Annotated in this window: 17 protein-coding genes and 1 tRNA gene; 14 read left to right on the top strand and 4 right to left on the bottom strand. The window is 54.5% G+C overall.

Annotation, left to right across the window (positions count from 1 at the left end):
• The first annotated feature begins 466 nt into the window (after positions 1-466).
• A complete protein-coding gene (locus C1719_RS00180; protein ID WP_245874212.1) occupies positions 467-1,474 on the top strand; it encodes an LCP family protein in 1,008 nt (335 codons plus the stop codon).
• Positions 1,475-1,560: 86 nt separating this feature from the next.
• The gene (locus C1719_RS00175) at positions 1,561-2,535 is read left to right on the top strand and encodes an LCP family protein (RefSeq protein ID WP_102373912.1); all 975 of its coding nucleotides are present in this window, start codon (positions 1,561-1,563) and stop codon (positions 2,533-2,535) included.
• A 190-nt stretch (positions 2,536-2,725) separates the two neighbouring features.
• Here C1719_RS00175 and C1719_RS00170 read toward each other — a convergent pair whose 3' ends face one another.
• Positions 2,726-4,207 carry a helix-turn-helix transcriptional regulator gene (locus C1719_RS00170; protein WP_180963385.1) on the bottom strand — a complete coding sequence of 494 codons (1,482 nt, stop codon included), beginning with the start codon at positions 4,205-4,207 and terminating at the stop codon, positions 2,726-2,728.
• A 214-nt stretch (positions 4,208-4,421) separates the two neighbouring features.
• Here C1719_RS00170 and C1719_RS00165 point away from each other — a divergent pair, with 214 nt between their 5' ends.
• Complete coding sequence (locus C1719_RS00165; RefSeq protein ID WP_102373262.1) at positions 4,422-6,071, top strand: FAD-dependent oxidoreductase; 1,650 nt, start codon at positions 4,422-4,424, stop codon at positions 6,069-6,071.
• A gap of 177 nt (positions 6,072-6,248) precedes the next feature.
• Here the strand turns inward: C1719_RS00165 and C1719_RS00160 are convergent, their stop codons facing one another.
• The 3 genes from C1719_RS00160 to C1719_RS00150 form a co-directional block, all read right to left on the bottom strand.
• Entirely contained in the window at positions 6,249-6,653 is a 405-nt protein-coding gene (locus tag C1719_RS00160; RefSeq protein WP_102373261.1) for a cupin domain-containing protein, read from the bottom strand.
• 190 nt (positions 6,654-6,843) lie between these two features.
• Entirely contained in the window at positions 6,844-7,503 is a 660-nt protein-coding gene (locus C1719_RS00155) for a DUF3887 domain-containing protein (RefSeq protein WP_102373260.1), read from the bottom strand.
• Positions 7,500-7,847, bottom strand: coding sequence for a PadR family transcriptional regulator (locus C1719_RS00150; RefSeq protein WP_102373259.1), 348 nt, complete (start codon positions 7,845-7,847; stop codon positions 7,500-7,502). Before C1719_RS00150 ends, C1719_RS00155 begins: the two co-directional genes overlap by 4 nt.
• A 1,005-nt stretch (positions 7,848-8,852) precedes the next feature.
• Here C1719_RS00150 and C1719_RS00140 point away from each other — a divergent pair.
• The 11 genes from C1719_RS00140 to C1719_RS00090 all read left to right on the top strand — a co-directional run.
• The gene (locus C1719_RS00140) at positions 8,853-10,112 is read left to right on the top strand and encodes an MFS transporter (protein ID WP_102373257.1); all 1,260 of its coding nucleotides are present in this window, start codon (positions 8,853-8,855) and stop codon (positions 10,110-10,112) included.
• Between the two features lie 129 nt (positions 10,113-10,241).
• Entirely contained in the window at positions 10,242-12,533 is a 2,292-nt protein-coding gene (locus C1719_RS00135) for a molybdopterin-dependent oxidoreductase (protein WP_102373256.1), read from the top strand.
• A gap of 14 nt (positions 12,534-12,547) precedes the next feature.
• Entirely contained in the window at positions 12,548-12,886 is a 339-nt protein-coding gene (locus tag C1719_RS00130; RefSeq protein ID WP_102373255.1) for an oxidoreductase, read from the top strand.
• Positions 12,887-12,938: 52 nt separating this feature from the next.
• Positions 12,939-15,335 carry a molybdopterin-dependent oxidoreductase gene (locus C1719_RS00125; RefSeq protein ID WP_245874211.1) on the top strand — a complete coding sequence of 799 codons (2,397 nt, stop codon included), beginning with the start codon at positions 12,939-12,941 and terminating at the stop codon, positions 15,333-15,335.
• A gap of 2 nt (positions 15,336-15,337) precedes the next feature.
• A complete protein-coding gene (locus C1719_RS00120; protein ID WP_102373254.1) occupies positions 15,338-15,841 on the top strand; it encodes an oxidoreductase in 504 nt (167 codons plus the stop codon).
• A 33-nt stretch (positions 15,842-15,874) separates the two neighbouring features.
• Positions 15,875-16,309, top strand: a complete 435-nt coding sequence (locus C1719_RS00115) for an FKBP-type peptidyl-prolyl cis-trans isomerase (protein ID WP_102373253.1) — start codon at positions 15,875-15,877, stop codon at positions 16,307-16,309.
• 256 nt (positions 16,310-16,565) lie between these two features.
• Positions 16,566-17,855 (top strand): MFS transporter, encoded by a 1,290-nt coding sequence (locus C1719_RS00110; RefSeq protein ID WP_102373252.1) that lies wholly within the window; start codon positions 16,566-16,568, stop codon positions 17,853-17,855.
• 298 nt (positions 17,856-18,153) lie between these two features.
• A complete protein-coding gene (locus tag C1719_RS00105) occupies positions 18,154-19,104 on the top strand; it encodes a LysR family transcriptional regulator (protein ID WP_180963384.1) in 951 nt (316 codons plus the stop codon).
• A 175-nt stretch (positions 19,105-19,279) separates the two neighbouring features.
• Positions 19,280-19,353 (top strand) — tRNA-Gly (locus tag C1719_RS00100).
• Positions 19,354-19,542: 189 nt separating this feature from the next.
• Positions 19,543-20,193 (top strand): HAD family hydrolase, encoded by a 651-nt coding sequence (locus tag C1719_RS00095; RefSeq protein WP_146007808.1) that lies wholly within the window; start codon positions 19,543-19,545, stop codon positions 20,191-20,193.
• Positions 20,194-20,417: 224 nt separating this feature from the next.
• A partial coding sequence (locus tag C1719_RS00090; protein ID WP_102373249.1) for an LCP family protein occupies positions 20,418-21,978 on the top strand: 1,561 nt, incomplete at its 3' end.

The following is a 21,978-nucleotide window of genomic DNA, read 5'->3' as shown; positions in this document are numbered from 1 at the left end:
GCATTCATGCATGAATTCCCCTTGGAAAAACTAAGCGCAGTTTGCTCCTATGCTATTATTCCTTGGATACTGCTGATTCAGGAAGGCACCAGTGGCGGCAAAGCATGTACGATCAGGTGGTAGTCCCCGGCGGGGTGCGCACTCGAAAGGACAACCGAGTCGCCCTCAGCCCGATGCTGCGTACCATAATGTGTCTCAAGGTCGGGTGTCCAATGGTATGACTTCCATACGTCAAAGGGATCGATCGGGCGATCGGGATGAGAGGGCCGCCCAGTGCAAAGCACGGGCCGGTCGCCATGGCGCACCTCGTCATCAAGGTATTCCTCGCAGCTCCTCGAATACTGCAACGCGATCGGTCGATAATGCTCGATCGCAGCAAAGCACCGCGCAGAGGGCGGCGGATAATCAGCAGCTTGCCCGCTACAGCCGCGATAACAGCTCCAACTACAGAAGCCGTCGCAAGAAGATGGCGGCCTGGAAAAAGGCTCTCATCGCGGTCGGTGCCTTCGTTCTGCTTGCCGTATGTGCAACCGGCGCTTATGCTCTGTGGTTTTCGGGGCAGCTTGACGAACGGCTCTCTATGGGCGATCAGCAAGATGCCGCGGTCGACGATGTTCTTTCGTCTCCCATTGCAGGCGAGCCGTTCTACATGTTGCTTCTCGGCTCCGATTCGCGAGAGGGGTCGGGCACGTCGGGCAATGCGGCCGAATCGGGGGATAACCAGCGCTCCGACGTTATGATTCTCGTGCGCGTCGATGCGAAAAACAAGCAGGTTACCATGGTGTCGATCCCGCGCGATACGCCGTTGACGCTTGAGGATGGCAGCATCGTGAAGCTTAACGAGGCATACAACATCGGGGGTGCGGCGTACTCCATCAAAGCCGTTTCCGATCTTACCGGCGTTCCGATAACCCATTATGCCGAAGTGCATTTTTCTGAATTTCAAGATCTTGTCGACAAGCTCGGCGGCGTCGAGGTCGATGTTCCCATCGAGCTGTCGTACAAGGATGCGCTGACGGGGGAGTGGGTTACGCTCCAGCCAGGCGTGCAGACGCTTGATGGCCAGCAGGCGCAGATTTTCGCTCGAGCCCGTCATGAATACGAAACGGATCAAGACGCCCATCGGCAGAACAACATCCGAACGCTGCTCGAGGCGATTATTACCAAGGTGCTCGAAAAACCGTTTTACGAACTGCCCGATACTGTGCTGAACCTTGCCGAGAGCGTTGGAACCGATTTGAACGCAGCGGATCTCGTAACGCTGGCGATGGAGTACGCGGGCGGTTCGGGAAGCATGACCATGTATAGCTGCACGGGTCCAACGGACGGCGACATCAACGAATCCGCCGGCGGGATTTGGCTTTGCTATGAGAATCCCGAAGGATGGGCGAATCTCATGTCCGTTGTCGATGCGGGCGAAGATCCGAGTGGTCTTGATGTGAATAGTACTGCCATAATCCCCGCGGCGGCTTAAAATATCCAAACGATACAATGCAAAGTAAATCAATGCGCATTGCATATGCGCATTTCGCTGTCGGCGGTAAATGGAAGGGAGATTACATGGGTCGTTGGATAAAAATCGCGCTGGTATCCCTCTGCGTGGTTTTCGCATTCGCTTTGGCTGGTTGTCAGCAGGAGAAGCAAGAGCCCCAAAGCGATGTCGATGCGATGAAAGAGGTATCGACAGACAAAGCCGCAGGAGCGGAAACGGAGCCTTTCTACACTCTCATCGTCGGAAACGACTCCCGTACGGGTACGGTGGAAATCGACAAGGCAGATTACGCCGATGGATCAGGGCGCGCCGATACCATTATGCTTGCCCGCATCGATCCTAAAACCTACCAGGTAACGCTTGTTACGGTGCCTCGCGATACCGAGGTCGATCTAAACGGATCGCCGAACAAGATAAACGAGGTATATCATCAGGGCGGCATCGAGGCTCTGGTCAAAGAGGTTGAAAGCTTGACTGGCGTTACCATCAAATACTACTTCGATACAGGATTCGTCGAGTTTGAAAACTTCATCAATGCGCTTGGCGGCATAACGGCCGAAGTTCCGATCGATATGAATCTGCAGGATATCGTAAGCGGCAACGAGATATCCCTGCCTGCCGGTTCGCAGGACCTCAATGGAGCCGAATCGCTCGTGCTCGCACGCGTGCGTAAACTGTACGCGTACGATCTGGACGCATGCCGCCAGATTCAGGATCGGCAGATCGTTGCCGTTGCCATACAGAAGGTAGCTGAAAATCCCGGAACCGTCGACGCGGCGGTTGCGGCGTTGACCGAGCACGCAAAGACGAATTGGCCTGTCGACGGCCTTAAGGCAACGATTGCCAGCTTCGTCGATCATGCCAGCGAGCTTTCGATTCTTTCCGGCACCGGTCCGTATGCGGGAGATTTCAACGATAACGCAGGCGGACTGTGGCTCACGTATCGGGACGAGGGCGTATGGAGCGAAGTGATCAGCGTTATTGATGCGGGCGGCGATCCGACTTCGGTTGTGGCTTTGCCTGAGATCGTTCCGGTGGGGTAGGCTGCGGCTTATAAGATAAAAGAGTATCCGAATTCGGGCGTTGGCTTAGGCCGGCGCCCGTTTTTCATGCAAAGCGCTTTCCAGGCAAAATTTTCACTCGACAAAGAGAGCTGTGGTGGGCGTAGCCCACGATGAGGTGATGAGGTGAGCTCTGTGCGCCTCTAGAGACCGTGCATTGATGCTTGCGCTTTTACATGTCATCCATCAGATCCATGAGCTCTTGTTTCGAATGGACGCCGGTTTTTCGGTAGATATTCTTCACGTGGGTCTTTGTGGTGTTCTCCGATACGAAGAGGCGCTCGCTGATTTTCGCAAAGCTCCTCCCTTTGACCAGCATGGAAAGAATTTCGCTTTCGCGCTCGGTCAGCAGGTAGGTATCCGCTATGACCTCAACGCGCTTCGTTTGTTCGTCATCGAGAAAGATTGACGTATCGGCGCGCTCGCCATCGAACAAAGATCCGTTTCGGGCGTTTCCCGTGGCTAGCAGAACGACTGCAATCAGCAAGGCGAGCATGAGGACGATGGGCTCGGTGACGCGTTCCAGCTGGAGGGGTTGCGCGAGCGAGGCCACGAACCCGTTGGCGATAGGGCTCAAGAACTGACCAACGAAGAGAAAGAACAAACCGAACCCGTATAGAATGCTCGGTGCAACGTTGCGGTCGCGGGCGATATGGGCCAGAAGCACCCAAACATGAAGCTCAAACAGAAGATAGACGACAACGCATACGAACCTGTAAGCGAACCCGAACGAGGGATCCATGAAAAAAAGCAGCGCCACCGAGACACCAACCACGAACAGGGTGGCGAAAGAGTAGGTTCCGTTTTCGGACGAGCGCGCTTCCATGACCAAGTAGACGAGAAAGAACAGAGCAATGAACCCGATTGCGATGAGGAACAGGCCCACGAGAGAATCGGGAACCGCTTGCCCAGCGCTGAAAGTGCTTAATGCGAGCTCGCGCAGCGTACTGTCGACGAATCCGAAAATCGTCAGGACGAGGGCGAGCTTCAGAAACGCTGGTTTGGCATAGCGGTGAAGCCTCTCTTTGCGTTGTGTGAACGGGCGCAGTGCCGTTTCCTCAGGAAGCGTTTTTTGGGCAGCGAAGCACAGGGTGCCCTCCGAGGCGATCGAGAAAACCGTAGCGGCGATGAGGACTGCGGGATTGTCGAGCAGGAGAAGAGCGACGTACAGCGCAGCAGAAAACAGCAATCCAATAGCGGCATTGAGGGCAACCGAGCTGTTATCGAGTTTGCGGTAAGCGAAGCCCCAGCATATAAGCAGATATCCGGTTGCTATTCCTCCGAACAATCCTGCAGCTAGCCCTGTGGCGTACGTTGCTTCGTAGGAATCGAACATCGTGGATGCGAATCTGGCGACAGTCGCAACAATGCCCATAACCGTTACGACGATGATCGTATGCTTTCTGCGCGAGAGAGGCTCAATGCTGGCGCCGAAAATCCCGACGGCAAGGAACGTGATGCAGATCGTGCAGAACACGCCGAGGGCGAATCCTGCAAGCGGCGAGGCGTCATATCCCTCGACTGGCGCATTGAGAACGCGGCCCGTTGCAAACATGATGCAGAACACCCATGTCCAATGAAGGCCCAAGCCGATACTGAGGATCGGATCGATCGACATCTTTGCTGCCGGTATTTCGATGGAGACGGTTTTCATGGATCCTCTCGCACGGCGTACATCAACCCAATCATACAGTAGCGCAACGCTACCGAGCCTGCTCATCTAAAACAGGTGAAGCACTCGACCTGATATCACCTGACTAACGGTACATGATATTTCGCTGCCGTGGAAGAATCGTTTCGGTTGCGTTTCGAGGCGGTTGCCATCCGAAGCGCAATAGGGATTCGGGAAATCGAAATGGAGGAATCACATGCATACCTTAGATCGAAGGAATTTTCTCAAAGGAGCGCTTGCGACGGGCGTGATCGGTGCTGCAGGCGTACTGGGGGGATGCGCTGCGGGCGAGCAGGGAAAAGCAGCTGGCGACAATCAGGCGACCGCAGCGGGACAGGCCGACAATGCGGCTTTGGCATACGATATCGCCGAAACGAAGGAGGTCGACGTGGTGGTTGTCGGCTCGGGCAACGCGGGTATGGCCGCCGCGGTCGAGGCAGCCGAGCTCGGAGCGACAACATTGCTGCTTGAGAAGGAGGCAATCCTGGGCGGCAACGGAAACCATACCTACGGGCCAAGCGGCTTCGATACGAAGTACAGCAGGGCAGCGGGCGTAACGTACGACTACCGAGAGGCAGTGGTCGAAGATCAGCGCATGTTCAACTACATCCCCAACATTCGCTACTACATCGATATGGCGGAGGCGTCGTCGGACAACATTGATTGGGCGGCCGAACACGGCGTGCCCATCTCGAGCGTAGTGGACAACTACAAGGGGGGTAATCCCACTATGCACTACTGGGGCGAAGACGGTGGCACGATCGATCCAGTGCACGGCCGCGTCGGATCGGGGACCGTGTACATTGCGGGTATGCAGGCGACCGCCGAATCGCTTGGCGTAGAGATTCTGACGAACACCCCTGCGGTTGATATCGTTATGGACGGAGCCGATGTGGTCGGCGTGATCGCCCAGGACTCGAAAGGGAGCTACATCCAGATAAACGCGAAAGCGGTCATGCTCGGAACAGGCGGCATCTGCGGCAACCCCGATCTCATGGCGAAGGTCGGCAGGGCCGACGACGTGGTTTCGCCGTACACGTTCTCTCCGGGCACGACTGGCGATGGATATACGTTTTCCATGAAGGCAGGCGCCTTCGACACGATTGGGTCGCTCGGCTTCATCGAGCAACCCGCCTTCGCCGAGATGGGCTTGGCTGAGCAGAAAGCGCGCGAGCAGAATCTCGATTCATCGTATTCGCCCAACCGTAACGACGAGCATCCCGTGTGGAACATCCTCAAGATGGGCAAATGTCTTTGGGTTAACGAACTGGGCGAGCGCTTCGCCGACGAATCAGCTGCGAAACCCGAAGGCGGCATAGCCGGGTGGGCGACGGCTGCGATCATGTCCCAGCAGAAGAGCTTCGCGATCATCGACAAGGCGATTACCGATATGCTCGGTCAGGACTGCATGGACTTGATGCTCAGCGCCAACGAGCACAATACCAAGTTCCAGGCCGACACCCTCGAAGGGCTGGCAAAGGCCATGGATATCGACTATGCGACGCTGCAAGCGACGGTCGATCGCTACAACGAGATGTGCGCCGCAGGCGAGGACATCGATTTCGGCAAGTACGCCGAGGGCCTCGTGCCCATCGGCGAAGGCCCCTACTTTGCGACTCAGCTCGGCGTGACCCCGCTCTGCTCGATCGGCGGCGTGCGCGTCAACCGCCAAATGCAGGCTGCTGACGTTAACTGGAACCCCATCAAGGGCCTCTACGTCATAGGCGTCGATAGCTTCCCGTTCTACACGCAGATGTATTATTTTCAGTTGCCCGGTAGCGCCGTTGCCTACGAGCTGCATTCCGGTCTCGTTGCCGCGCGCCATGCGGCGGAGAATTTGCTGTAGTGGCAAGATGCTCTAATATCGATGGGTCTCCAGAGGCATCTCTGGAGACCCATCGCAAGCATTTCGGCATCGGCTCGTTGCGGCAATCGCCCAATGCGCCGAGAACCATGAAGCAAAAACGTTCTTTCGATATGCGGTGGCGCGCTGGTAAACCCTAGGCGAGCGGATTCCGATCAGCTAAAGCGCTCCGTACTCGTCGTCGCTCACCGGTTCGCACCATTCGTTCGAGGCGCCCGTTGCGGGAACTTCTACGGCCAAGTGGGTGAACCAGCTGTCTTTGGCGGCTCCATGCCAGTGCTTTACGTTTGCCGGAATGTTGACGACGTCGCCTGCGGAAAGCGCTTGTGCGGGTTTGCCCCATTCCTGATACCAGCCCCTCCCTGCGGTGACGAGAAGGATTTGTCCGCCGCCTTCTTCGGCATGATGGATGTGCCAGTTGTTTCGGCATCCCGGTTCGAACGTGACGTTTCCTATGGTCACTTGCTCGGTTGAGAGCATGGCGAGATAGCTTTGACCGATAAAGTACTGCCCGAAAGGGTTCTTTTCGCCACGGGGAAATATCTCGGATTCGGTTTCGTTCATAAGTTGCGTCTCCTCTCGATTTCGGTTGCCTCCATTGAACACCTTGGAGCGCGCTCGAAGTCAAGGGAAAATCGCGCATAGCCATAGGGAAGGGCGGGAGCCGGGGTCTTCTCGCCCGGCACCCGCCCGAGACAACGCATGACGCCGTTGCTCCGAGCATCCCCCGCTCGATGCGCGGCTCCGTTTCGCGCTACTTCATGAACAGGCCCGCCACTTCCATATTCTCGTTGAACACGATCGTGTAGGTGACGGAGACGTTTTCGTACTGCGCTCCGATTTCTACGATCTGCAGAGTCTGCCCCGCTTGCACGACCTCGGCGCAATAGGCGTTGCTGAACGATTTGAACTCGCCCCAATCGGGGCTGATCAAGGTTCGCGCCTCCATCAGCGATTCTTCCGATTCGGGGGTTGCCATGGTTTCGGTGGCTATGGCTGCGAATTCGTCGAAGTCATCTGCGTTGAGAACCTCGATGACGTCTTCGGCCTGGGCAACGATCGTCTGCTCGTCAAGGCCGATGCTTTGCCCCGCGCTATGCTGCTGAGGCAAAAACCACCATGCGGCAAGGGCGAGCGCTGCAATGACTGCGAGAACGATTCCGACGACGACGATGGCGATCTTGTTGCGCTTCCTCCTTTTTCCAGCGGCAAGCTCGGTTTCGGAGAGGTTCTCGTTGAATTCCCGAGCTACCTGGCGCGGATCTCCCATTCTTGCTTCGATCTGCTCCCACGGCTCTCCTGCAGCCAACGCCGCCTTGATATCGGATTCTATGTCGCGGACGAATTCGTCGCGCCGCGCTTTCGAACAGATGAGGCTCTTCGCTATCCTTTTCACATATGCCTGCTGGTTCATAGCTCCTCGTTTCTCTCCATGATCGACTTTACGCAGCCGTCGAATTCGTTCCAAATTTCATACATTTCGCGAAGAGCCGCACGGCCCTGTTTGGTAATCGCATAGTACTTTCGGGTGGGTTCTCGGCCCTCGTGATCTCCCATGCGGCTTTTTACGAGGTTCGTGTCTTCGAGACGATAGAGTATGGGATAGAGCGTGCCCTCTTTGAGGGACAGCTGCCCGCTGGTCTGGTCGCGCAGTTCGCTGATAAGCTGGTAGCCGTATTTTTCCTCGGGCGCAAGCAGTTTTAAGACGAGCATATCGAGCGCGCCTTTCTTCAACTGCTGTGCGAATCGCTGCTGCATGGCTTGTCCTTCTTACGAATACCTTAGCATTGCTAAATATACTTGAATCGGGAGTACTTAGCAATGCTAAATAGCTTTGAAAAAGGCAAACGGCGCGCTGAACTGAGCATTTACCGCACTACTGATAACTAAGTCGGTCCAGTTTTTCTGGACTTTTGCATTTTGCCTGCGACTTTTGGTGGTGTCGATGGTTGAGGGTGTCAAGGACAGAGGCGGCAGCCACTACGTTTCGGCAAAAGTGAAAGAGTCATTCGAGTAGTCCATGAAACACGAACAAATGTTTCACATAAAACATTTGCGCCTTCACCCGAAGCTCAAGCCCGACGTGCGCATCGCGGCTCCGTACGGCATCGTTGCTTTGCTATAGCTTGATTTGGTTCAAGCGAGGGTGCCTAAGGGGGTTTCGCATCGGTGCGCAGGCGATTCGCCATTAGGGATCAGAGTGTGCTTCCAGGTTAATTCCTGCTGTTGCGCTGCAACGTCGCGCAATCCCTCGTTGGGTTTTCCGAAAGATATCGCATATTCCAATATGGACTATGCGATAGAGTCTCGTACGATGAGAACCCTGTAAAATCATCACTCACCACTGTCGATTCCCCCGCTATAAAATTGCCCCATTCAAGCCAAAACCCGTGCAGCAAATAGGTGCTCGTGCGGGCTTGAGCCCATTAAATTGGAAGAGAGGGAGGGCAACGATGTGTTTTAGACCAGCAGGTGTCGATGTTTCTGCGGATTGTCCGAAATGCGGCAAGCAAATAAACGCCGTGCTTGGAGTGATGCCGGATGAATGCCCGTTCTGCGGAGAGAAAGTCGACGAGTCGATGACTGTCGTCGGAGCAACCGCCGCTTCGGGGATGCCTGGTGCCCCTAGCGCTCCTGTTGCACCTGGCAGACCTGCGGCTCCTGGCGCCCCCGGCGCCCCAAAGCCGCCTTCGGTTCCGAGATAAAGAAGTTGGCGTGGCGATATGCGATTACGACCGTTTAAGTAACAGGGGGTGACCTGCGATGGTTCGCATTTCAATCGCTCAGAATAAGGCGATCAGGGGAGAGAAAACGCCAGCATACGCATGGGTTGTGACGATAGTGGTATGGCTGACCGGCGTGGTTATGCCTTTGAACATGCTCAAGGTGTCCATTTTGTCTCCAGTGCTTATGGAGGCTTTTGGCGTTGGTCCAGACATGATGAGCTGGGTTATGGCGATGTTCTACATCGTTGGGGCCGTACTTGCCATCCCTGGTGCCTTTATCGTCAATAAAGTTGGCAAACGAGCGGTTTTTATCGCTTCGCTTGCATGCGCGATCATTGGCGGGCTGATCGGCTATGTGGCGACGGATCTGGGCTGGTTTATCTTCAGCCGCATAGTGGAAGGCATAGGATTCGGACTTGTCGGCACGGCCGCCGTCCCTGCAATATCGGCATGGTTCGCACCTAAGAAAAGGGGAGCTCCTCTTGGGGTGTGGGCGATTTATGTCACCGCCGCGTTTCTCGTCGGCCCGCGCTTGTTTTCGGGCATCTACGCCAGCGTTGGTGATTACCATGCTATTTGGCTCGTTTGTCTGATCCTGAATGTCATCGTGCTAGTTGCGCTTGTGCTTCTGTATCGGGAGCCAAATTTTGCTTTTGACGAAAGCGGATCTATGGTGCCTAAGACCGAAGCGGTCCAATCGGCGGCCTCGCCTATGAACTTCAAGCGTGTTGTAAAAAATCCATCGGTATGGCTTATAGGCTTGATCTTTTTCTGCGAGGAGGTTCCCTTCCTAGGAATGTCGAATTTCTTGACCACGTACGCTACAACCGAAACACCCATTTCCCTGACTACGATGTCTACCATCATCTCAGTAATGGCGATTGTCGGCTGCGTGGTGAATCCTCTTGCCGGAAAGATATCCGATAAGATCCAATCGAATAAAAAGCTCATGGTTATCAGTTGCATAGGCGGAACCGTGTATGCATGGCTGGTGTTTCAGACCACAACTATCGCTGGGTTCGTACCCGTCATCATCTGCAATGCTTTAGCGGGCGGCATCATCCCCGTGATGATATGGTCTTCGACGCCGAAAGTGGTTGAAAACGCGGAAGACATTCCAGCCGCAACGGCAATCATTCTGCTTTTTCAGCAGCTAGCCGCTTTTTTTGGTTCGAGAATCCTTGGCGCTATCGTCGAGGCTTACGGCAGTTTTTCGATTGCCGGGATGTACTTCATGGCTCCCATATTCGCCTTAGGACTTGTGATTCTCATTATCGGATGGAAGAAGATTCCTTAAGTTTTTCAACAGCATATTTCTTTGCTTGATCGGTCCCGAATTGAATGGGGCTTAGGTTGCCGCTTCGAAAATGTCCGTTTTGCTATCCGGAAACAAATATCTACAGAGACAATTGGACAAGGAGGAAAGATGGAAGAAAACGAAAGCTGGGTCGTCGATCTTGGTGACGGCACGCATCAGGTTCGCACGTGTGTCTGGTCACCCCCAGGAGACCATCCTGTTGGCTGTGGCGTTATCGTAACGGTCAAGGATAACAAGGTGGTGAAAATCGAGGGGGATCCGTCGCACCCCATTACTCAGGGTCGCTTGTGTCCGAGGTGCATTGCGATGGACGAGGTTCTTTACCATCCCGACCGCATTGTGCATCCTATGAAGCGCGCTAGGGAAGATCGCGGCAAGGATACGTGGGAAACGATCTCATGGGACGAAGCATTCGATCTCATCGAAAGCAAAGTTCGCGAGTACTGGAGCGACCCTGGTCCGCATAGCATCCTGACATTTACAGGAACGGGACGCGAGATCACCATGTATTCAGCCGCATATTGCCACGCGATCTTCAATTCGCCGAATTACTGTATGGTTTTAAGCGGGGGAGCATGCTATGGGCCTCGCTGTACCATCGCTAACTTCCAGCTTGGCGCAGGCTATCCTGAGCTCGATTATGCGGCGTATTTCTCTGATAGATACGATGATCCCCGCTACGAGGTTCCGAAGTACATTTTAGTGTGGGGTAAAAACCCTATTTATTCGAGTCCCGATGGATTCTTCGGACATGCGCTTGTCGATCTTATGAAGCGGGGATCGAAGCTGATCGTTGTTGATCCTCAGCTGACGTGGATTGCGGCTCGCGCGGAATACCACATCGACCTGAGGCCTGGTACAGACGCGGCTATCGCGATGGCACTGTGCAACGTCATCATCAGCGAGGGTCTTTATAATCGCGATTTCGTGGAAAAATGGTGTTACGGATTCGATGCTTTTGCTGAATGTGTTGCTGAATGGACGCCGGAGCGTGCAGGTGAAGTGTGCTGGGTCGACCCGGAAACCATTTACGGAGCGGCCCGTGCGTTTGCTACGAACTCCCCATCTTCGGCTTTGTGGGGGCTTGCCATCGACACTGAGACGAATGGCGTTCAGGCTGGCCACACGTTTCTTGCCATATGTGCGCTCTGTGGCTATATGGATATTCCTGGGGGCATCACCCTGGCTAAGCCAGCAAGCTTTACGGGGAAGTGGCGCTACGAGACGGTCAACTCCGTTACCCCCGAAAGCCGTGCGAAGCGCATGTACGATCTGGACGGCCGCTATAAGTGTTGGGACGCAGCGGGACCGGGTCCTTTGCCAGACGTAACGCTCGATTGGCTTGAAATGGAAGACTGGTCCAATGTCGAAGAACCTCCTTTCGGGGGATTCCGCATGAGCTACTGGTTCGGAACGAACCCCTTGTCCTGCATGGCGGCATCACCGAAGCGATGGGAAAAGGCTCTGGCGAAGCTCGAGTTCAACGTTTCTCAAGATGTATTCATGAATCCGTCTATTATGGCGTTGTGCGATTTGGTTCTTCCCCTTTCGTGTTCGGTTGAGCACGAAGGCATTGTTTTTCCGCATTTCGGTCGCAACTCCCATTTTCTGGGGGCTATGAGCAAGGCTGTCGAGCCGCAAGACACCAAGAGCGATGTGGAGATTATGCTTGAGCTCGGTAGGCGCTTGCGTCCAGAACTGTGGCCGTGGGAAACGCCCGAGGAGTTCTTTACCGCTCAGCTTCACACCGCCTACGAATGGGGTTTCAAGGACTTACAGCAAGAAGTGGTGCATCAGCAGGAGTTCGAGTACTACAAGTACGAAAAAGGATTGCTGCGCAATGACGGCAAACCGGGATTCGATACTCCGACGGGACTGATCGAGCTCAAGTCTTCCGTTTACCCGGTCTTTGGAGAGCAGGCTCTTCCGTATTTTGAGGAACCGTATTTCAGCCCTTACAGCGAGCAGATCGACCAATCCGAAAAAGACGAGTACCCGCTTGTCCTGACAACAGGTGGTCGGCATATAGCGATGTTTCACTCCGAGCATCGTCAGATCTCGTCGTTGCGCAAGCTTAACCCGTGGCCGCTTGTAACCATCCATCCCGATACGGCGTCAAAAGAGGGCATTGAAGAGGGGGATTGGGTTGCCATTGAGAATCCCCTGGGCCGCTGTGTCATGAAGGCGTGCATCCGCCCTGTCGTTGATCCACGCGTTGTGCATTGCCAGCATGCGTGGTGGTATCCGGAGCAGGAAGGCGAGGCGCCCAATCTGTTTGGCAACTACAAATCGAACGTCAATAACCTTATTCCCCATAAGAAAGTTGGAGTCACAGGTTACGGGGCTCCGTACAAGACCGTCATTTGCAAGATATACAAAGTCGATAGCTTAGAGGGCTAGAAAGGAGGTGTTCGATGAAAGATCATGCGATGGTCATCGATTACGAGTATTGCACCAATTGTCACTCGTGCGAAGTTTCCTGCATTAAAGAAAAGAGCCTTAAGGAAAACGAATGGGGAATCAGAGTGAACGAGGTGGGGCCGGCGAGATTCTCCGACGGCAAGTGGGAATGGGATTACGTTCCCGTCCCCTCGCGTTTATGCGACCTTTGCTCAGAGCGTCTTGAGCAGGGCAGCAAACCACTGTGCGAACTACACTGCCTGGCTGCCGTTATCTCTGTGATCCCGATTTCGGAAGTATCGAGCAAGCTCGACGAGATGAATAAACAAAAGGTTGCGGTGTACCTTCCGTAGTCGGGTGGCGGATAGTCGTAGCATTTGTTGGGTAAACGACGAGGAGGAGAGAATGGAAAAGGACTATCAGGATTGGCGCGACAATCCAACCATGAGAGCATGGCATCCCGAACGCCTGAACGCTCGAGGGGATTTCACCATCAGCGATGTCAACGACCTGAACAAACCATGGCAGTGGCAGGAGGATGGTCTGACGGTAACCCGAACAAGCCCATGGTCGCCGCCGGGGTGCCATCCCGTGGGATGTTCTCTCAAGCTTTACACCGATGAGAGTGGGAAGCTGGTTAAGGTTGAAGGGGACGAGAACAATCCGGTGACTCAAGGGCGCTTGTGCGTTCGCTGCTTGACGCTGAAGGATTACATATACAATCCCAGTCGCATCCTGCATCCCATGAAACGCGATCCGAAGGAACGGGGCAACGCCGATGCATGGGTTGAGGTTACATGGGATGAAGCGTTTTCTCTTATCAAGGAGAACTACGATCGCATTACGGCGCAATATGGCAGGGAGTCGATTGTGTGCTTTGCGGGTACTGGCCGTGAAGGCGGTACGATGGCTCCGTTCGGCAGCCGTATGCTGTGCACCCCCAACTACTGCTATTCGCAGTCGGGCTACGCTTGCTATTGCCCGCGCATGGCCGCATCATCCTACCTTCTTGGGGCGGCCTACCCCGAAATCGACTATGCGGGCGGTCTTGCGGGACGTTACGACGATCCCGAATACGATGTGCCCGAATGTATTGTGATCTGGGGAAAAGAGCCGCTTGCTTCCAACCCGGACGGGTTTTTCGGCCATGCTGTGATAGATTTGATGCGTCGTGGTGCACGCTTGATAGTTGTCGATCCGAGAAGCAATTGGCTCTCGACGAGAGCTGACTATCTTCTTCAGCTTAGGCCCGGAACCGATGCGGCTCTTGCAATGGCATGGTTGAATGTCATCATTTCCGAGGGTCTTTACGACGAAGACTTCGTCGAGTATTGGTGCTACGGCTTCGAGCAGCTCGCTGAACGCGTAAAGGAAATGCCTCCATCCAAAGCAGCTGAAATTTGCGGCATCGATGAAGAAGCCATCGTCAAATCGGCTCGCATGTATGCCGAGGCGACACCTGCTTCCATAGCATGGGGCTTGGCTCTCGATCAGAAGGCGAACGGCATGCAGGTGGGACATTGCCTCATTGCCCTTATGGCCATCTGCGGGAATATCGATGTTCCGGGTGGCATGCGCATCGGCGATAAGACCATGGGTCTGAATGAGGCTGGGTTCGGTTTTGAAGAGGGCTTGGGGAAGGAACTTATCTCTAAGATGATCGGCGCCAAGGAATATCCTGCCTACTGCGGGCTGATTCTTAACTCGCATGCCGACTTAACGCTGCGTGCCATGGAGACCGGGGATCCGTATCCTATAAAAATGGGTTTCTTCGCGGGCAATAATCTGCTCTCCTGCACTTCTGCGGAACCTGAACGCTGGATGAGCGCCATCAACAATTCGATGGAGTTCGTAATCGCCTTCGATGTCTTCATGACGCCCTCTGCGCAGGCAACCTGCGATGTGTTCCTGCCTTTGGCGACCATTGCCGAGCGGGAGGGCGTCGTTCAGACGCATTACGGATCCTCTCCTGTGACCATGGGGTTCATGAACAAGGCTATCTCCCAGGGTGAGGGAATGTCTGATATGGAGTTATGCTACAACCTCGGTAAGGTTCTCAATCCCCACCTGTGGGATCAGTACGAGGACGTGCGCGACTTCATCGAACATTTGCGTTTGGGGAAGAAATACTGCTACGAAGATATCCGCAAAGAGGTCGTTCTGCAGCGTGTCAGTGGCTATCGAAAATACGAAACGGGTCTTTTACGCCGCGATGGCAAGCCGGGGTTCAATACGTCGACAGGTAGGGTCGAGCTGTGGTCATATGCGTTCCAGCGCTTCGGGGACGATCCTCTTCCGTATTACATTGAGCCTCAGTACAGTCCCGTGCAAACACCCGAACTGCTTGAAGAGTACCCCTTCGTTCTCACAACGGGTGCTCGCACGTATGCCTTCTTCCATTCAGAAAATCGTCAGATTCCCTACTGCCGGGAGCTAAACCCCGATCCTATTCTGGAAATCAATCCCAAATCTGCAAGTGAAAAAGGAATTGCGGACGGGCAGTGGGTGAAGGTAAGCAATCAGTTCGGGAGCTGTTTGCTGAAGGCGAAAGTCACTCCGATCGTCAAAGAGGACGTGGTGCACGCGCAGCATGGTTGGTGGTTCCCCGAGGAGAACGGCAGCATGCCCAATCTGTATGGCAATTTCCGTTCAAACATCAACAATCTCGTTCCGAATTTTCATTTTGGCAAGCTTGGTTTTGGGGCTCCGTTCAAATGTCTGCTATGCAACGTTGAGCCTGTAGCGGAAAACTACGATACCGACATGGGCGTTGTTTGGGATAAGTTTGGGAAGTTGGTATAGCCATGGAACAATATGGATTGCTCATCGATTACGAATACTGCACTGGTTGCCAGTCTTGTGAAGTCGCTTGCAAAGAAGAGCACGGCTACCCTGTTGGAAAATGGGGGATCAAGGTGCTTGACGAGGGGCCTTGGGAAATAGAGCCGGGCCGTATGAATTGGAATAAGATTCCCGTTCCGACGGATCTGTGCGATCTTTGCGCCGAGCGCGCTGCAAAAGGTAGGGAGCCTTCATGCGTTCACCACTGTCTTGCCGATGTTATGAAATTCGGACCGGTTGAAAAATTGGTTAAGGAGCTAAGCGGCAAGCCGAAGCAGGTGCTGTTCGTTCCTCAATACAAGCCATATGAAGCGCGTGGTGAATTCAGGTCGATCCGCAAAAACGACGACAGCCGCCGCAAGGTTGCGGCCATCGAGGTCGAATCGTACGGACAGGTTGAGTTTGCGACCCATCGGGATGACTCCGATGTTCGTCGTGTTGACGAGCTCGATAGCGACGCTGAATAACTGCGAGACTCAACGGCAGAGGAGGGTGCAAGCATGGGTGTGGAACAGCGTGTGGGGCATGTTGCCTTGGTTCACTACCGAGGAGGTGCTACAGGTGAAGAGGCTGTCGACGATTACAGCACCGGAGCTCCGCAGCGCATCGTTTTGGGCGCAGGAGAGATACCTAAAGGGATGGACGAGGCGTTCTTGCATATGGAGATCGGGGATGAACGCACGGTCGTCATACCTTGCGAGAAGGGGTTTGGCTTTCACGATCCCGCAGGTGTGAAGCGCTACCCCCGTACGTTTATCGAAAATGGCGACAGGCTTGAGAAAGGTGATTTCTTTTGTTGGACGAATCCGGTAAGCGGATTGCCCATTCCCGTGGAATGCATTGATGCCGACAGCTCATCGGTACTTGTCGACTTCAACCACCCTCTTGCGGGAAAGCAGCTTACATACTGGCTTAAGCTCGATGCCATCGAATAGGGAACGGGATGTGTTTTTATTGCACAGGCTGCGGCTTTTGCGCCCGTGCAAAACTGGGAGCGAGCGGATTGCCGGATGCCTGCGTTTATTGCTTGGGTTGCGGAGCGTCGTTGCAGCCAGACGACGAGATGTGTGGCAGATGCGGCTCGCCTGCTCCTGCTCCTCCGGGAAAGTCTCGGAGATTGGCCGATGCAATCGACAGGCATCGCGATGCGGATAAACGCAGCGAGGCAGATGAAGAAAGGTTGGAAGGGATATGACTGAAAGCAAACCGAAAGGGATGCATTATGCATGGCTTATTTTCATTGGTTGTTGTTTCGTGAATGCAGCGTCTATGGCTGCTTCGATAAGTATAGTTGGCGTTTACTTGCTTCCAGTGTCGCAATCGATTGGCGTTGGCCCTGGGGACTGGATGATGTGGATGACGGTATGCTCCGTCGTGTCGTGCATTGCGACTTCCTTCTGGGGGCAGGCGATCCAAGCAAAGAGCATAAACGTCGTAACTACCCTGTCGGCGGTACTTCTTGCCCTTGCCGTGTTCATGTTTTCCTTTGGAAACAGCTTGGTCTGGTTCTATGTGTGGGGCGGCGTTTTGGGTTTGGCAATGCCCTGCATCGCCACGTTGACGGTTCCTACTCTCATAGGCAACTGGTTCGGCAAGAGCCATCGTGGAAAAATGCTCGGTATCGCGGCGGCGTTTACCGGTGTTGGAACTTTTGTGTGGGCTCCGCTGTTCACCGTCATTCTGCAGAACTTCGGATGGGCTATGTCGTATCGCATCAACGCTTTGCTCATTCTGGTGTTTTTGGTTCCGTGGACCTTGTTCGTATTCAAATTCAAGCCCGAGGATAAGGGATTGCGGCCTTACGGCTACATTGAGGGGGAAAGCGCAGACGAAGCGAATGCTATGAAGGTTGGCATGCGTCGTTCCGCAGCTTTGAAAACTGCTCCTTTCTGGATCATGGTCGTTGCAATTCTCTTCACCTCTATCGGAATGGGATTCAACAGCAATCAAGTTGCCATTGCGACCGAGCTGACGGCTGGCATAATGGAAGCGCAGGAAGCTGCTTTACTCGGTGCTTCTATGATTTCCGTTGCCGCCGTAGGAAATATTTGCGGAAAAATTGTATTCGGCTTTATGCAGGGTAAAGCAGGGCTGCGGGCAACGCTGATCACCTTTGTCGGCGCCTTCTTCGTTGGCTTCGCTCTATGGGTGTTTGCCCCTTCGCAGGCGACGCTTTTGGTGGGCGCGTTTCTGTTCGGTACGCATAATGCGCTCATTTCTGTTGGCTATCCTTTGGTGGTGCGTGGCCTTTACGGCAACAAGGACTATTCGAAGATATTCTCGAACCTAATGACGGTGAATGGGTTGATGGGGGGTATTTCGGGAACTATCATAGCGATCGTTTATCAGTTCCTCGGATCATATCATGCTGCGTTGGTGGCGGCGCTGGTCATCATCGTGCTTATCGGAATCCTCTTGTTCGCGGCTACGGGTTTTATCGGAAAGCTGAAATGGGATGGAAAGGTAGCCAAGCAACAGTAGGTTTGGGGTGCTAAGGGATTCGCGGAGGTTTTGGCCCGAAGGGGTGAAACCTCCGCATGCGCCATAGAGGCATCCTTGTGTGTTTGCATTGCAGCGATCTCGTGCTTTGACGGATGCGGATCCAGATGCTCGATTTGCCTCTTCGCTTCTCGAGGCGAGTTTGATAAGCCCTAGTTTGTCATGGTAGAATTACACCGTCCTTTCGAAGCGCATGAAATGCCGCGTTGGATATCCAAGCATTTTGTTAGATGCGTGTTAGGTGCGTAAACTACTGGCTAAAACCGTAGGGGGGATGCGCATGAACATCGAAACGCTTCGCGAGTTTCAGGTGATTGCGATGACTCAGAACATTAGCAAAGCTGCCCGGGAGCTTCATGTTACGCAGTCGTGCCTTAGCAAGCACATGGCCGAATTAGAGGCGGAAACCAAACTTGAGCTTCTCAAGCACGATGCCAAAAAAATTTCCCTCGCTCCCGCAGGGAAGCTGTTTGCCAGGCAAACGGCTTCGATATTGGCAGCATGGGATGATTGTCTATTGAAATGCAAAGCTCTTCAAGATGTTGCGCAAAACGGACCCGGAAAGCTTTCCGTGGCAATGTTTCTCAATGGAAACACAGCGAACACCCGCCTCTTCCTCTCAAATAGAGAGTACAGGGAATCCCATCCAAATATAGAAGTGTCGTTTGCCAAGCTTGTCGGCCGCTCTCCTCTTGAAGCTCTTGATTCTGGTGAATTCGATGCGGTAGTCGACCTTGTTTGCGGTAGATTGGAAGATCATTTCCCCGAGAAATACCATGATAGGCTGATTGCCGTCCCCCTAGAAACCAGCCCTTTGGTTATATGGTTTCGAAGAGACAACCGCCTTGGTTCAAAAGATAAAATTGTTTTGGAAAACCTTGAACACGCAAACATCATGACGAGCGTTACGAATGTTTACGACTATATTCGCCAGGCGACGAAGGATGCGTTTTCCATGGCAGGGATGATTCCCTATTTCATGCCAGTCCATTTTGACGAAGACTCCCCATCTTCTTATTTCATGACCGACTTCGATGCTTATTCCATAATGTTCACGACCGAAGGTATGGTTTCGGACTCTATCTTCAGTTCTCGAGATGACATCGTATATCGCATTCCTGACGATCCACGACTGCAGGCTACATCTTATCTTCTGGCTTTGAAGGAAAACGAACCGGCGAAGGATTTCTGCGAATTTGTACGAAAAGCCAATGAGGGATACAAAGGCTAATGATGTCGGTTTGTTCCGAATCCGTCTTAACAATCGCTCAGCTAGAGGCTCAGTGCAGACTCAGCCTTCATGAGCGGAGGTTATCGAATGTGAGCCACCTGAGGCGAGCCGAGTGATGAAATATTCGCTAAACTCTTCCACGGAAGGGGAATGTAGGGTTATAATTCCCTAGCATGCGGGCGTGGTTCAATGGTAGAACTTGAGCTTCCCAAGCTTACAACGCGGGTTCGATTCCCGTCGCCCGCTCCAGCGAATCATCGATGCCGGCCACCTTTCGGGGCCGGCATTTCTGTATACGGGCTGTTTTTCGCTGTGGTTCATTGCGTAGTAGAATGGACGTCGAAACTCGATAGCTGCAGGGCCTGCGCTGTGCGGGCCGCTGGGAAACCGGCGTTGCCGCATCGCCGTCTTCTTGCGCTGAACCAACAGGAGCATATCATGGAACGCCGTTTTGACACCTTCATTTTCGACCTCGACGGAACGCTGCTCGACACGCTTCCCGATCTGGTCTCTCTCACCAATCGAGCCTTGCGCGATGCGGGTTTTCCCGAGCGAACCGAGGAGGAGATCCTGAGTTTTGTCGGCAACGGCGTACGTGCGCTCATGTATCAAGCCGTGCCCGAAGGAACCGATCCGGCCCGTGCCGAGGCAGCGATGGAGCGTTGGCGCGAGCTGTATCCCGAATGCGGCATCGAACTCACCAAGCCGTACGAAGGCATGGTCGAGGTGCTGTCCCAATTGAAGGTGCAGGGCAAGAAACTCGCGGTGCTGTCCAACAAGTTCGATGGCGGCGTGCAGGAGCTCATCCCCGCGTTCTTTTCCGATACGTTCGACGCTGTGCATGGCGAGAGCGCCGACATACCGCGCAAGCCCGATCCGACCGGGCTGCTGTTCACTATGGACGAAATCGGAGCCAATCCGGAAACGACTGCCTACGTGGGTGATTCGGGCAGCGATATGCAAACCGCGCGCAACGCGGGCGTGTTCGCCCTCGGCGTTTCGTGGGGGTATCGTCCCGAGGAAGAGCTTCGTGAAGAAGGGGCCGATGCGATCGTGCGCGATCCGAGCGGGATTCTCGGCTTCTCGTAAGCGGGGCAACTGCGCATTTGCGCGCGGCGGGCTTTGGCGAACATCCTTCGCAACCGCTCCGGGGTTAACGTTTGTCTCTGAACGCAGCAAGGGCGAGCTACTGTGAACGCTCCGTTCCCATCACATGGCTATTTTATGGGATTCGCAGTTCAATGTTAGAATAGTAAGCTCGGAATCGGCATGCACTCCCGGTGTCGAATTGCATACCATAGGAGAGTTCGTACATGGCATCACGAAATCCTCAGTCGAACCGCCCACCGCGTTCTTCGCATAAGCCCCAATCGGTCCGCGCCGCGCGTTCCGCCCGAGCGGCTCAGTCAGGGCGCATCGCTTCGAAGTCCGCCGCGCAGTCGTTTGCGCGTCCGGATGCCAACAACACGACCAATCACCAGGCATATCGCGCGGCCTATACGCCTGGAACGCAGGGCAAGGGAGCAAACGGCGCCTATTCGAGGCAGGCTCCCGCTTCGGGGCAGTATTCCCGCAACAACCCCCAGTATTCCCATGCTGCGAAAAAGATGGGCAAGGGAAAGAAGATCGCAATCGGCGTGGTGTGCTCGCTTTTGGTTCTGATTCTCGGTGCAGGTACGGCCGCCGCTCTGTACGTCAACAACCTGAACAACACGTTGGGCGGGAACAAAACCGAAGAGGAGAAGATGGCCATCCAGGACGTCTTGGTTCCGAAGAAGAGCTTCAACGAGCCGTTCTACATGATGCTCATCGGATCGGATGCCCGAGCGGATAGCGATGAGATGGGCCAGCGCTCCGACACCAATATCGTCGTGCGGGTCGATCCGACTACCTGCACGGTTACCATGCTTTCCATTCCGCGCGATACGATGATCGATATCGACGGATACGGAAGAAACAAATTCAACGCCGCGTACAACTACGGCGGTGCCGAATCGACCATCAGGGAAGCGAGCCAGCTGCTCGGCGTTGACATTTCCCACTACGCAGAAGTCAACTTCGAAGAGCTCATCCAGCTTGTCGATGCGGTCGGCGGCGTCGAGATAAACGTGGAAGAGCAGATCAACGATCCCGATGCGGGCCCTGTCATCATAGAGCCCGGTCTGCAAACGCTCAACGGCGAAGCGGCGCTTGTCTATGCGAGAAGCCGCGCGTACGTTGACGGCGATTTTACGAGAACGACGCACCAGCGCGAGCTGATCGAAGCGCTCATCCAGAAAGTGCTTTCGTTGCCCGTGACCGAGCTGCCGGGCGTTATCGAGAAGGCGGCGCAGTGCGTTTCCACCGACATGTCGGTTACGGATATCATTGCGCTTGCTACCCAGTTCCAAGATCTGGGAAACCTCAAGATGTATTCGTCGATGACTCCATCGGCTATCGTGCCGTACTTGATCGACGGCGTGTCGTTCGTTGTGTCCGATCCCACTTCGCTTGCGCAGATGATGGAGCTTGTCGAGGCTGGGGAAGATCCTACCGCGATCGACGCCTCGTCCACCTTCACGGAATCGATGATACCGTCGGGGCTCGGGGGAGCGATAACGTACTCGAACGATGCCTATGACTACAACGATTATTCGAACAACTACTCATCCGATTCCTACAACGATTATTCGTCGGGCGGATACGACAACGGCGGCTACGACAACTCGGGCGGATCGGGCTATGACGACGGTTCGGGGTCTTCGGGCGGAGGTGTCTCGGGCGGAGGTTCGGGCGAAGGATCCGGCGGCGCAGGCAGCGGCTCCGGAGGCTCTGGCGGCGGCGAGGCAGGCGGTTCGGGCGGCGGTGATTCCGGCGGCCAATCCGGCGGCGAAG

Origin of the sequence: Raoultibacter massiliensis (assembly GCF_900199545.1) — a bacterium.
In the GTDB taxonomy this organism is placed as follows: Bacteria; Actinomycetota; Coriobacteriia; order Coriobacteriales; family Eggerthellaceae; genus Raoultibacter; species Raoultibacter massiliensis.
Note: the sequence above shows the minus strand (reverse complement) of the source record. Positions and strands in the feature narration are given on the sequence as shown.